The organism is Streptomyces sp. NPDC007162 (assembly GCF_040634175.1).
GTDB lineage: Bacteria > Actinomycetota > Actinomycetes > Streptomycetales > Streptomycetaceae > Streptomyces.
The window spans coordinates 1-12,072 of record NZ_JBEYFC010000261.1; the positions used below are offsets into that span (position 1 = coordinate 1).

General features: G+C 70.7%; 12 protein-coding genes and 1 pseudogene. 7 read left to right on the forward strand and 6 right to left on the reverse strand.

What is annotated here, in order from left to right; genetic code table 11:
• On the forward strand, nucleotides 1–388 hold a 388-nt coding region (locus ABZ646_RS27010), incomplete at its 5' end, for a sec-independent translocase (RefSeq protein WP_360523990.1).
• Between the two features lie 226 nt (nucleotides 389–614).
• Nucleotides 615–1,286, forward strand: coding sequence for a hypothetical protein (locus ABZ646_RS27015; protein ID WP_360523993.1), 672 nt, complete (start codon nucleotides 615–617; stop codon nucleotides 1,284–1,286).
• A gap of 134 nt (nucleotides 1,287–1,420) precedes the next feature.
• Here the strand turns inward: ABZ646_RS27015 and ABZ646_RS27020 are convergent, their stop codons facing one another.
• From ABZ646_RS27020 to ABZ646_RS27030, 3 genes are read right to left on the reverse strand one after another with little or no spacing between them, the layout of a single operon-like run.
• The gene (locus ABZ646_RS27020) at nucleotides 1,421–2,554 is read right to left on the reverse strand and encodes an Mrp/NBP35 family ATP-binding protein (protein ID WP_360523996.1); all 1,134 of its coding nucleotides are present in this window, start codon (nucleotides 2,552–2,554) and stop codon (nucleotides 1,421–1,423) included.
• A 43-nt stretch (nucleotides 2,555–2,597) separates the two neighbouring features.
• Nucleotides 2,598–3,200: a DUF1003 domain-containing protein gene (locus tag ABZ646_RS27025; RefSeq protein ID WP_360523999.1), complete on the reverse strand. Its 603-nt coding sequence runs from the start codon at nucleotides 3,198–3,200 to the stop codon at nucleotides 2,598–2,600.
• Complete coding sequence (locus tag ABZ646_RS27030) at nucleotides 3,184–4,506, reverse strand: CBS domain-containing protein (protein WP_360524002.1); 1,323 nt, start codon at nucleotides 4,504–4,506, stop codon at nucleotides 3,184–3,186. The genes ABZ646_RS27025 and ABZ646_RS27030 overlap by 17 nt, the downstream gene beginning before the upstream one ends.
• A gap of 199 nt (nucleotides 4,507–4,705) precedes the next feature.
• Here ABZ646_RS27030 and ABZ646_RS27035 point away from each other — a divergent pair, with 199 nt between their 5' ends.
• Nucleotides 4,706–5,431: a hypothetical protein gene (locus ABZ646_RS27035; RefSeq protein ID WP_360524005.1), complete on the forward strand. Its 726-nt coding sequence runs from the start codon at nucleotides 4,706–4,708 to the stop codon at nucleotides 5,429–5,431.
• A 43-nt stretch (nucleotides 5,432–5,474) separates the two neighbouring features.
• On the opposite strand, the gene ABZ646_RS27040 is transcribed toward ABZ646_RS27035, so the two are convergent.
• Nucleotides 5,475–5,996: a hypothetical protein gene (locus tag ABZ646_RS27040; RefSeq protein WP_360524007.1), complete on the reverse strand. Its 522-nt coding sequence runs from the start codon at nucleotides 5,994–5,996 to the stop codon at nucleotides 5,475–5,477.
• 10 nt (nucleotides 5,997–6,006) lie between these two features.
• Entirely contained in the window at nucleotides 6,007–7,137 is a 1,131-nt protein-coding gene (locus tag ABZ646_RS27045) for a magnesium and cobalt transport protein CorA (RefSeq protein WP_360524010.1), read from the reverse strand.
• A 487-nt stretch (nucleotides 7,138–7,624) separates the two neighbouring features.
• Here ABZ646_RS27045 and ABZ646_RS27050 point away from each other — a divergent pair, with 487 nt between their 5' ends.
• Entirely contained in the window at nucleotides 7,625–8,221 is a 597-nt protein-coding gene (locus ABZ646_RS27050; protein WP_360524013.1) for a suppressor of fused domain protein, read from the forward strand.
• Between the two features lie 53 nt (nucleotides 8,222–8,274).
• Here ABZ646_RS27050 and ABZ646_RS27055 read toward each other — a convergent pair whose 3' ends face one another.
• Nucleotides 8,275–9,501 (reverse strand): MFS transporter, encoded by a 1,227-nt coding sequence (locus ABZ646_RS27055; protein WP_360524016.1) that lies wholly within the window; start codon nucleotides 9,499–9,501, stop codon nucleotides 8,275–8,277.
• 159 nt (nucleotides 9,502–9,660) lie between these two features.
• On the opposite strand from ABZ646_RS27055, the gene ABZ646_RS27060 reads away from it, so the two are divergent.
• The 3 genes and pseudogenes from ABZ646_RS27060 to ABZ646_RS27070 all read left to right on the forward strand — a co-directional run.
• Complete coding sequence (locus ABZ646_RS27060; RefSeq protein WP_360524019.1) at nucleotides 9,661–10,302, forward strand: DUF6758 family protein; 642 nt, start codon at nucleotides 9,661–9,663, stop codon at nucleotides 10,300–10,302.
• A 148-nt stretch (nucleotides 10,303–10,450) separates the two neighbouring features.
• The gene (locus tag ABZ646_RS27065) at nucleotides 10,451–11,308 is read left to right on the forward strand and encodes a PHP domain-containing protein (RefSeq protein WP_360524022.1); all 858 of its coding nucleotides are present in this window, start codon (nucleotides 10,451–10,453) and stop codon (nucleotides 11,306–11,308) included.
• A 79-nt stretch (nucleotides 11,309–11,387) separates the two neighbouring features.
• Nucleotides 11,388–11,975, forward strand: a pseudogene (locus ABZ646_RS27070) (MarC family protein); the annotation flags it as partial.
• Nucleotides 11,976–12,072 lie beyond the last annotated feature (97 nt).

Below are 12,072 nucleotides of genomic sequence, written 5' to 3' on the forward strand. Positions count from 1 at the left end.
GTCCCGCACCTCCAAGCTCCCGAAGGTCATCCAGGACGTCATGCGGACCATCCGCAAGATCCGGGAGTTCTCGGAGAGCGCCAAGGAAGACATCCGGCAGGAACTCGGCCCGGAGTTCAAGGACTTCGAGCTGGAGGACCTGAACCCCAAGACCTTCATCCGCAAGCACCTGGACAGCGACGAGCTGGGGCTGAAGGAGATCCGCAACGGCTTCGACCTGAAGAAGGAGATGGCCGAGGTCACGGACGCGGTGCACAGCCGCGAGGCCGACTCGTCCGCTTCGTCCTCGGGCAGCGGCTCTTCGGCGGGCGGCCGGATCGACATGACGAAGAAGCCGGAGGACCCCGGCAGGGACGAGCGTCCGCCGTTCGACGCGGACGCCACCTGACCAGGACCGGACCCCCGGACGTGGACGGCGCACGTGACGCGTCTCATAGCGCGGACGCGCCGCCCACGGCCTGATCCCGGTGCCCGCGCGACCCACGCGCCGGGCGGTTTCGCCGCTGGTCGCGGCGGTGTCGATATGCTGCCGAGTTGTTGTGCGGACCGGACGAGTGCGCCCGAAGGGGGGCGGGCCGCCCCGGACCGACGAGAGCTAGGAGGCGTCCGGGCAGATGGAGACGACAAGTCAGGTGGACGGACAGGCGCCGGCCGCCGAGGGCGGACAGCAGTTCCTCTCCGCCCGCCGCACGGCGGACGGCTACCTGGAGGCGCCCTTCCCCTGGTACGGCCTCGACGAGGCGTTCACGGGGCCCCGCTGGCTGATGCAGGTGGGCACGGCGGCCGACGGTGCGGTGGAGCACGGGTCGATCGGGCACGGGGACGAGCCGTCGGTGCGCAACGAGCATCTGGCCGCGTCCGTCGGTGAGCCGCGGGAGAAGTTCGCGGTCGTGGTGACCGTCGCGGCGAGTCCGTCCCGGCGCAGCGCCGACGGAACGGGGCTCCTTGAGGCCACGTCGGTGTCGTCGGCCGCGTGGCTGGCGGGTGTCGGGCTGCTGTCCTTCACCTGGCCGGGGCAGATGGACCACAGCCTGCGGGACGACTGGCTGGAGCAGCAGACCGAGACGGCGTGGGAGCTGGCCGACGAGTTGAGCGGTCCGGAGTGGTCGACGCTGTCGCTGCCGGTGGACGGGGTGGCCACGCCGTTCCACTACCGGGAGTCGGAGTTCGGGTGGGTGCTCGCCGGGTCGACCGAGGTGGGGGTGCACCTCGGGGCGTACGGACGGGGGATGTCGGCCTACGGGCTGGGGTTCGCTGTGATCAAGGACATCGCCGAGTACGCGTGAAGTTCTGAGGGGGCGCCGGTGGGATGGGCGCCCCTTCGCCGTAGGGGGTGCGGTTGTCGCGCGACTGCCTGCCGGGTCTGCTGTGGCTTGTCGCGCAGTTCCTCCCCCCGCCTTCGTGGGGGTACCCGGGGCCTCTAGAACTTGTTGCGGGGGGTGATGCCCAGGGACATGCCGGAGAGGCCGCGCTGGCGGCCGCCCAGCTTGCCTGCGATGCCGCGCAGGGCCGCGCCCGCCGGGGAGTCGGGGTCGGTGAGGACCACCGGCTTGCCCTCGTCGCCGCCCTCGCGGAGGCGGAGGTCGATCGGGATGTTGCCGAGGACCGGGACCGTGGCGCCCGTCGTGCGGGTGAGGCCGTCGGCGACCAGCTGCCCGCCGCCCGTGCCGAAGACGTCGACCATCTCGCCGCAGTGCGGGCAGGGCAGCCCGGACATGTTCTCGACCACGCCCACGATCTTCTGGTGGGTCTGTACGGCGATGGAGCCGGCCCGCTCGGCCACCTCGGCCGCCGCCTGCTGAGGGGTCGTCACGACCAGGATCTCGGCGTTCGGGACCAGCTGGGCGACCGAGATGGCGATGTCACCGGTGCCCGGCGGCAGGTCCAGGAGGAGGACGTCGAGGTCGCCCCAGTAGACGTCCGCGAGGAACTGCTGGAGGGCGCGGTGCAGCATCGGGCCGCGCCAGACCACCGGGGCGTTGCCCGGGGTGAACATGCCGATGGAGATGACCTTCACGCCGTTCGCCGACGGCGGCATGATCATGTTCTCGACCTGGGTGGGGCGGCCGTCGGCGCCGAGCATGCGCGGGACGGAGTGGCCGTAGATGTCGGCGTCGACGACCCCGACCTTCAGACCGTCGGCCGCCATCGCCGCAGCCAGGTTCACCGTCACCGACGACTTGCCGACGCCGCCCTTGCCGGAGGCGACCGCGTAGACCCGGGTGAGGCTGCCGGGCTTGGCGAAGGGGACCTCGCGCTCGGTCTGGCCGCCGCGCAGGGCGGACGCCAGCTCCTTGCGCTGCTCGTCGCTCATCACGTCCAGGGTGACGTCGACGCGGGTGACACCGTCGACCCGGGAGACCGCCTCGGTGACGCGCTGGGTGATCGTGTCGCGCATGGGGCAGCCGGAGACCGTCAGGTACACGGTGACCGCGACCGCGCCGTCCTCACCGATCTCCACCGATTTGACCATCCCCAGTTCGGTGATGGGTCGGTTGATCTCCGGGTCGTTCACCGTCGCCAGTGCCTCGCGCACCGCGTCTTCGCTAGCCATACAGACGATGGTACGGCGAGGCGCGGCACCCCTATAACGCCCCTCAACGGTCGTCTACGTCACGCACCGCCGACCGTTCTGCCGGGAATACGGCACCTTCGTGGTGGTGCCCGTCCCGCCGTTCGTCCATCTCCTTGAACAGGTCCTGCAGCTCGGAGCGGATCCAGTCCCGGGTCGCCACCTCGCCCAGGCCCATCCGCAGCGCGGCGATCTCCCGGGTCAGGTACTCGGTGTCGGCAATGGACCGCTCGTTCTGCTTGCGGTCCTGTTCGAGGTTGACCCGGTCGCGGTCGTCCTGCCTGTTCTGCGCGAGCAGGATCAGCGGGGCCGCGTAGGAGGCCTGCAGGGACAGGGCCAGGGTCAGGAAGATGAACGGGTACTCGTCGAACCGGAGCCTGCCGGGCACCGCGATGTTCCACAGCACCCACGCGATGATCACGAACGTCATCCAGACGATGAACCGTCCGGTGCCCAGGAACCGGGCGATCCGCTCGGACAGGCGGCCGAAGGCCTCCGGGTCCCACTCCGGTACCAGCCTGCGCCGCGGCGGACGCGGCTGGTCAAGCCGGGAGGCGGCGCGCGGCCTCCCGGCCGCGGTGGCGCCGGCCGGTGTCCGCTCGCGGCCGCTCTCACGCTCGGGCGCCATGGTCCCCCACCTCCTTGTGCGCCTCGTTCTGCCGGGTCTGCTCCTCCTCGTCCAGGTGGAACTCGGTCTCCCGCCAGTCCTCCGGCAGCATGTGGTCCAGTACGTCGTCCACGGTCACCGCGCCGAGCAGCGACCCCGTCTCGTCCACCACGGGCGCGGCGACCATGTCGTAGGTGGCGAAGAACCCGGCGATGACCGGGAGCGTGGCGTCCGGGTCCAGGGGTTGCAGGTCGTCGTCGACGACGAGCGAACTGACCAGGGTGTACGGGGGCTCGCGCAGCAGCCGCTGGAAGTGGACGGTGCCCAGGTACTTGCCGGTCGGGGTGTCGTCGGGCGGCCGGCAGACGTAGACCTGGGCGGCGAGGGCCGGGGAGAGGTCGGGGTTGCGGACCCGGGCGAGGGCGTCGGCGACGGTGGCGTCCGGGCGCAGCACGATGGGCTCGGTGGTCATCAGACCGCCCGCCGTGTGCTCCTCGTACGACATCAGGCGCCGCATCTCGGCCGCGTCCGCGGGCTGCATCAGGCTCAGCAGCCGTTCCTTGTCCTGTTCGGGGAGTTCGGCGAGCAGGTCGGCCGCGTCGTCCGGGTCCATGGCCTCCAGGACGTCCGCCGCCCGCTCCTCCTTCAGCTTGCCGAGGATCTCGATCTGGTCGTCCTCGGGCAGCTCCTCGAGGACGTCGGCGAGGCGGTCGTCGTCGAGGGCGGCGGCCACCTCCGCGCGGCGCTTGGCGGAGAGGTGGTGCAGCACGTTGGCGAGGTCGGCGGGGCGCAGCTGCTCGAAGGTGGCGAGCAGGCTCTCGGCGCCCTGCCCGTGCTCCTCCAGCGCGAAGCCGCTGACCTGTGACCAGTCGACGGTCAGCGTCTCGCCCCTGGCCCGCCGGAAGGTGCTCTTGCGTCCCTTGCGGACGAAGACCCGGTCGGCCTCCCACTCCCGCCGGGCCGGCCGCTGCGTCACGCCCAGGTCCAGGACGGTGACGTCCTCACCGGTCTCGGTCAGCTGGACGCGGCGGTCCAGGAGTTCACCGAAGACCAGGCGTTCGGTGGGGCGCTGCTCGAAGCGGCGCACGTTGAGCACGCCGGTGGTGATGACCTGGCCGGACTCGATGCTGGTCACCCGGGTCATGGGCAGGAAGATGCGGCGCCGGGTGGAGAGTTCGACGACCAGGCCGAGCAGACGCGGGGGTTTGCGGCTGACCCGCAGCATCACGACCAGGTCCCTGACGCGTCCGACCTGGTCGCCGTTGGGGTCGAAGACGGCGACACCGGCGAGGTGCGAGACGAAGATGCGGGGAGCGCCGGCTGCCATGGCTTCGCTTCCTTTGCCTGGTGAGGTGCCGATGGATGGGTTTCCTGCCGTTTGTGGCCGCCTGGTGGGCTTCAGGCTAGCCCGTACCGATCGGATACGCCCTGGTGGGCGGTCCGGACGGACTGGCTCCGCCGGGTGGGCGGGGCACCGGTACGCTGCGGTACGCCGTGCCGGACCCGTCTGAAAGGTGGCTCTTTCCGTGACCGCGATTGCTCCGGGCCGTACTCGCCGCGCCGCGCTGGTGACCGCGCTGTGCGCACTGGCCGTCCTGACGGGATGCAGCGAGGATCCGGACGCGGGTACGAACGGGGTGGGGAAGCTGTCGCCGGCCGCGATCCAGTCGAGAGCACGGGCGGCGGCGGCCTCGGTGGCGACGGTACGGATGGCGGGGACGGTGGTCACCAGCGGGCGCACGTACCAGCTGGACATGCGCCTGAACGAGGACGGCGGGACCGGGTCGGTCACGTCGAAGGGGTCGACGTTCCAGCTGCTGCGGGTGGCCGACACGCTGTATCTGCAGGCCGACGCGGGGTTCTGGAACCACGCCGACGGCAGTGACACGGCCGCCGCCTCCAAGCTCGACGGCAAGTACGTGAAGGTGCCCCGGACGGATCCCGCGTACAAGAAGTTCAGCGGCTTCACGGACAAGGACGTCCTCCTCTCGGGCCTCCTGACCCTGCACGGTTCTCTCGCGACCGACGGCCATCACGAGCAGTCGGGTACCCGCACGATCCGCATCACCGGTGACAGCGGTTCCGGTGGCACGCTCGACGTCTCCCTCGAGGGCAAGCCGTACCCCCTTCGCCTCCAGCGCGGTGGCGGGGCGGGCACCCTCACCTTCTCCGACTGGGGCAAGGACTTCGGCGTGGCCGAACCGGAGAAGGGTGAGACGGTGGACTACGGGAAGCAACTGCCCACCTCGTAGGGGCGGGACGGGACGAGAACCCGCTTGGTCCGGCCCGCTGCCGTTACGCGGACTGTTCGCCCTTTCTCCGTCTGCCGAGCAGGCGCGGCAGACCTGCCGGGATCGGGCGCCGGGTCGTCGCAGGGGACGGCACGGGCGCTTCGGCCAGGCTCTCCTCGGACAGCGGCGACAGCGCCCCCGTCGGCCGCAGGCGCAGCACCCTGCACTCGCGCGCCCAGCGGTCCGTCATGGCCTCGCCGTCGGGGGCGTTGAGGCGTTTGCCCTTGAGTTCGGCGACCGCGGCCTCCCAGTCGGCGGATCCGGCCGGCAGTTCCGCGACCGTCGCCGTCCAGACGACCAGCCGGCCGCCCTTGTCCTTGCTGCGGACGGTGACCTCCGCCGACCCGCCGTCGGCCAGCCCCGTCAGCGGCTGCTCGGCCCCGTCGCCGACCAGGAACACGCTCCCGTCGGCCCACGCGTGCCACACCGCACACGCGTGCGCTGCCCCGGCGGCCCGCACCCAGATGAGGCCGGACTTCTTCGTGGCCTCCTCGACGAGGGCCTGGTCGAGCAGCTCGCTTGTCATGGCGCCCACCCTAGAGCCAGCCGTTGCGCTTCAGCGTCCGGTGGATGCCCAGGCAGATGCAGACGGTGACGCCCATGATCACCGGGTAGCCGTACTTCCAGTGCAGCTCCGGCATGTACTTGAAGTTCATGCCGTACACCCCGCACACCATCGTCGGTACGGCGATGATCGCGGCCCATGCCGTGATCTTCCGCATGTCCTCGTTCTGCGCCACGGACGCCTGCGCGAGGTTGGCCTGGAGGATGGAGTTGAGGAGTTCGTCGAAGCCGACGACCTGCTCCTGGACGCGGGCGAGGTGGTCGGCGACGTCCCGGAAGTACTTCTGGATGTCGGGGTCGACGAGCCGCATCGGGCGTTCGCTCAGCAGCTGCATCGGGCGCAGCAGCGGCGACACCGCCCGCTTGAACTCCAGTACCTCGCGCTTGAGTTGGTAGATCCGTGCGGAGTCGACACCCCGGGACACCCCGCCCTTGCGGCCCGGTGTGAAGACCTCGGTCTCCACCTCGTCGATGTCGTCCTGCACGGCGTCGGCGACCGCGATATAGCCGTCGACGACGTGGTCGGCGATGGCGTGCAGCACGGCCGAGGGGCCCTTGGCGAGCAGCTCGGGATCGTCCTGGAGACGGTGCCGCAGCGCCCGCAGCGAGCCCTGGCCGCCGTGCCGGACGGTGATGAAGAAGTCCCGTCCGGTGAAGCACATGACCTCGCCGGTCTCCACGACCTCGCTGTTGGCGGTGAGCTGGTCGTGCTCGACGTAGTGGATGGTCTTGAAGACCGTGAAGAGGGAGTCGTCGTAGCGCTCCAGCTTGGGGCGCTGGTGGGCCTGGACCGCGTCCTCCACGGCCAGCGGGTGCAGCCCGAACTCGCTCGCGATACCGGCGAATTCGGCCTCCGTCGGCTCGTGCAGGCCGATCCACACGAACCCGCCGTCCCGGCGCACCAGCCGCATCGCCTCGTGCGGGGTCAGCGGCTTCGCCGTCTCCATGCGGGCGCCGTCGCGGTACACCGCGCAGTCGACGACGGCCGAGGGCGTACCGGGGTCGCGGGTGGTGTCGTACGCCCCGTTGTCCGGCCGCAGGCTCTTGCGCAGCGAGGGGCGGGACGGACGGACCACGGCGCGCAGGTCGCGGATCATCGACATGGGCAGGCTCCTTCGCGACAGGCAGCGAAAGATCGCCGGAGAACGGGTGGAGCTACCCGGAATGAGGACGTCCTGACTGCGGATGTTTGGCGCGTCCACAAAGCGGGGAGCACCGCACCGTTGCGGTGGCGACTTCGCTACTGATTCGGATCAGACGAACAAATCCCGACAGATCCGGAACGGATCGGTCAGCGGGATCAGGCAAGCGGAGACGAAGTGCTCTTCCGAACGACGATGCGCACGAAAAGGCGGTAGCCAGCCAGAGACGAGATTCAGAGGCCGGAAGAGCGAGTGGTACTGCACGGGTGACTTCGATCCATGACAGCCCCACCTCCTCCAGCCGGTCCCTCGTAAGGGAGTCCTGTCGGCGTCGGGGTCTGACCGCGACGCTCAGCGTGCTGCCCCGAACCACCGCGGCCAGACTAGCAGCAGCCCTCGGTGTCAAGGCGCCGCTTTGCCCGGTGCTGACGAGTTCTATGCTCACGACATGGTTGATGTTCTTCCTCTGGTCGAGGCCCGGTTGACCACGGCACTGGGCGAGCCGGACGCGCGCGCGGCGGTCACCTTCCTCGGTACGGACCGCATCGAGGTGCTCCGTTTCCACGAGGACCTCCAGGGCGAGGACGTCGTCCGCTACGCCACGCTCGGCATGTCCGCGCACCCCATGACCGACCCCACGGCGATGGTCGCGGACCCCGTCGAGGGACCCCGCGCCGAGCTGGTGCTCTCGGTGCGGGCCGGCCACGCCGAGACCGACAAGGTGCTCCGCGCGCTCGCCGTCCTCGCCGCTTCCCCGCAGGTGGAGGGGTTGGTCGTGGCCCCCGGCGCGTCCCTCGACGTCGGCGAGCCGCTGTGGCCGGGCGCCCCCTTCACCTCGGTCCTGGTCGGCGAGCCGGGCGGTCTCGTCGAGGATCTGGAGCTGGACGGGCCGCTCGACCCCGTACGGTTCCTGCCGCTGCTGCCCATGACGCCGAACGAGGCCGCCTGGAAGCGCGTGCACGGCGCCCAGCCCCTCCAGGAACGCTGGCTCGCGAACGGGACGGACCTCCGGGACCCTGCCCGGAGGTCCGTCCCGCTGGACTGACCCGTCAGCCGGCCGCGAGGTGAGCAAGCTCACCAGGTGCGGCCGGGAAGGCTTCAGTTGGCGAACACCGTGACGCTGTCCTCACTGGCGTGCCGCGGCTCCAGTTCCTCGGCGTCGTGGGTGAGCGCCTTGCGCCGTACCAGCACCACGGCCGCGCCCAGCACGGCGGTGACCGCCGCCACCAGGAACGGGACGTGGATGTCGCTCCACTCCTCGATCTTCGGCGCGAAGAAGGGTGCGGCGGCCGCCGCGAACCAGCGGACGAAGTTGTAGCCCGCGCTCGCCACCGGGCGCGGCGCGTCCGACACGCCGAGGGCCAGTTCGGTGTACACGGTGTTGTTCACGCCGATGAACGCGCCGGACAGGATCGTGCAGACGATCGCGGCGGTGTGACCGCCGTAGCCGAGGACGAGGACGTCCGCGGCGAGCAGCACCAGCGAGCCGCCGAGCACCTTCAGGGAGCCGAACCGCTTCTGCAGGCGCGGTGCCACGAGCACCGAGAAGAGCGCGAGCAGCACACCCCAGGCGAAGAACACCGCACCCGAGCGGTACGGGGTCATGTTCAGCACGAACGGGGTGAAGGCCAGCACGGTGAAGAAGGTGTAGTTGTAGAAGAAGGCCGACGCCGCTGCGGAGGCGAGGCCGCCGTGCCCCAGTGCCCTGAGCGGGTCGAGGATCGACGTCTTGCGGGCGGGCTTCGGCTGCTCCTTCAGGAACGCGGTGATGCACAGGAAGCCGACCGCCATCAGGGTGGCGGTGCCGAAGAACGGGTAGCGCCAGCTGAGGTTGCCGAGCACCGCGCCGAGCAGCGGGCCGCAGGCCATGCCGAGGCCGAGGGCGGACTCGTAGAGCAGGATCGCGGCGGCGCTGCCGCCGGCCGCCGCGCCGACGATGACCGCGAGGGCGGTCGAGACGAACAGGGCGTTGCCGAGGCCCCAGCCGGCCCGGAAGCCGACCAGCTGGCCGACGGTGTCCGAGGTGCCGGCCAGGCCCGCGAAGACGACCACGAACGCGAGGCCGAGCAGCAGGGTCCTGCGGCCGCCGATCCGGCTGGAGACGAACCCGGTGAGCAGCATCGCCACGGCGGTGATCAGGAAGTACGAGGTGAAGAGCAGGGAGACCTGGCCGGCCGTGGCGTCCAGGCCCTTGGCTATGGACGGCAGGATCGGGTCGACGAGCCCGATGCCCATGAAGGCGACCACGGACGCACCCGCCGTCGCCCACACCGCCTTCGGCTGTCGCAGGATGCCGCCTGCTCCCGCGTCGAATGGGTCGGCCATGCGCTTCCTCCGCTCGAACAGATTTGGTTGGTGTTTACACATACTAAGTTAGGTCGGCTAATAAATGCAAGATGCATGTAGTTCCTTCCGGTGAACGGTTCGGTCCGGACGGGTGATCGTCCTTGACGTGGGGGATTCCGGGTAGGACCGTGGGGCCCTATGAGGGGCGAACCCAGTTGCCCGAAGTGTGGTGGCCGGGTCAGGGCTCCCGGACTCTTCGCCGACACCTGGCAGTGCGATCTGCACGGGACCGTGTACCCGGTGCAGCCCGTGATCCCGCCCAGCGTCGAGGCGCTCGACGTGGTGGTGCACCGTACCCAGGTGCCGGTGTGGATGCCCTGGCCGCTGCCGGTCGGCTGGCTGTTCACGGGCGTGGCCTGCGCCGGGGACGACCGCAGCGGCGGCCGGGCGACCGCCGTCGCCTGCTCCGGGCCCGCGCCGCTCGGCGGGATGGGGGAGATGATCCTGGTCGCCGAAGAGCTGGGCGTCGGCCTCGGCGCGCGGTACGCGGGCATCGACGGGCCGGACCCGGGGCCGCACATGAGCGTGGAGAAGCCGCCGCAGGTGAAGGTGCTGGCCGCGGGGCGGCCCGCGCCGCTGTGGCATGTCACCGGGGCGCCCGGCGACCGGGCCGTCTTCGCGGGAGAGGCCCGGGGGCTGTGGCTGTGGGCCGTGGTGTGGCCGGAGCAGACCGGACTGCTGATGTACGACGAGCTGGTGCTGACGGATCTGCGGGACGCCGGGGCCGAGGTGGACATCGTGCCGTGCGGGGCGCTGTCGCCCAGGTTGCTGGAGCCGTAGGGCCGGACGGGTCCTCGTCCCTTCGGGACGCCCGTCCTGTGCGTCGGCTGTACGGGGCGCCCCCGCCTTTCGGGTGTGACAGGGCATCCCCTTCCGGCCGCTATCCTTGACGCGTCCCCCCCCGTACCGCCCCGCTGGAGTCCGTGTCGTGCGCATCGATCTGCACTGCCACTCCACCGCGTCCGACGGTACGGACACCCCGGCCGAGCTGGTGCGCAACGCCGCAGCTGCCGGGCTCGACGTCGTCGCGATGACCGATCACGACACCACCCGCGGGCATGCCGAGGCCGTCGCCGCGCTGCCCGAGGGGCTCACCCTCGTCACGGGGGCCGAGCTGTCCTGCCGTGTCGACGGCGTCTCCATGCACATGCTGGCCTACCTCTTCGACCCTGAGGATCCGGCGCTGCTCGCCGAGCGCGAGCTGGTCCGGGACGACCGGGTGCCGCGCGCAAAGGGCATGATCGCCAAGCTGAACGCGCTGGACGTGCCGGTGACCTGGGAGCAGGTCGAGCGGATCGCCCGGGGCGGTTCCGTGGGGCGGCCGCACGTCGCCTCCGCGCTCGTCGAGCTCGGTGTCGTACCGACCGTGAACGACGCCTTCACCGAGGAGTGGCTGGCCGACGGCGGCCGGGCCTTCGTGGAGAAGCACGAGACCGATCCCTTCGAGGCGATCCGGCTGGTCAAGGGCGCCGGCGGGGTGTGCGTGTTCGCGCATCCGGCAGCCGCCAAGCGCGGGCGTACGGTGCCCGAGTCGACGATCGCCGCGCTGGCCGCGGCCGGGCTCGACGGCATCGAGGTCGACCACATGGACCACGACGAGGCCACCCGGGCACGGCTGCGGGGTCTCGCGGCGGAACTGGGTCTGCTGGTCACCGGGTCCTCGGACTACCACGGCAGCCGCAAGACGGTGGCGCTCGGCGAGTACACGACCGACCCCGAGGTGTACGGCGAGATCACGCGCCGGGCGACCGGCGCGTTCCCGGTGCCGGGGACCGGCGGGGCCTGAGGCCCGGCCCTCGTACGTCCGATTTCTCCCTCCCCAAGCTTCTCCCGCAAGCTTCTTCCGCAAGGCCTGTAGCTCACCCATGTTCGACCTCGCCGTGTTCGGCTCCCTCTTCCTGACCCTCTTCGTCATCATGGATCCCCCCGGGATCACCCCGATCTTCCTCGCCCTCACCGCCGGCCGGCCCGGCAAGGTGCAGAAGCGGATGGCCTTCCAGGCGGTGTGCGTGGCAGGCGGTGTCATCACCGTCTTCGGCCTGCTGGGGCACCAGATCCTGGACTACCTCCACGTCTCCGTGCCCGCGCTGATGATCGCGGGCGGACTGCTGCTCCTGCTCATCGCCCTCGACCTGCTCACCGGCAAGAACGACGAGCCGAAGCAGACCAAGGACGTCAACGTGGCGCTCGTACCGCTGGGCATGCCGCTGCTGGCCGGTCCCGGCGCGATCGTCTCGGTCATCCTCGCCGTGCAGAAGGCTCACGGCGTCGCCTCGCAGGCGTCCGTGTGGGCCGCGATCCTCGCCATCCACGTCGTGCTGTGGCTGGTGATGCGCTACTCGCTGCTGATCATCCGCGTCATCAAGGACGGAGGCGTGGTCCTGGTGACGCGCCTCGCGGGCATGATGCTGTCCGCGATCGCCGTGCAGCAGATCATCAACGGCGTCACCCAGTGGGGCTGCGCAACCTGGACGCGGTCTTCCCGGGACGTCCGCGCCAGCCGCGCCGGGGCCGGACCGGTGAGGCGGTCACCCAGCTCGCGTACGCGCG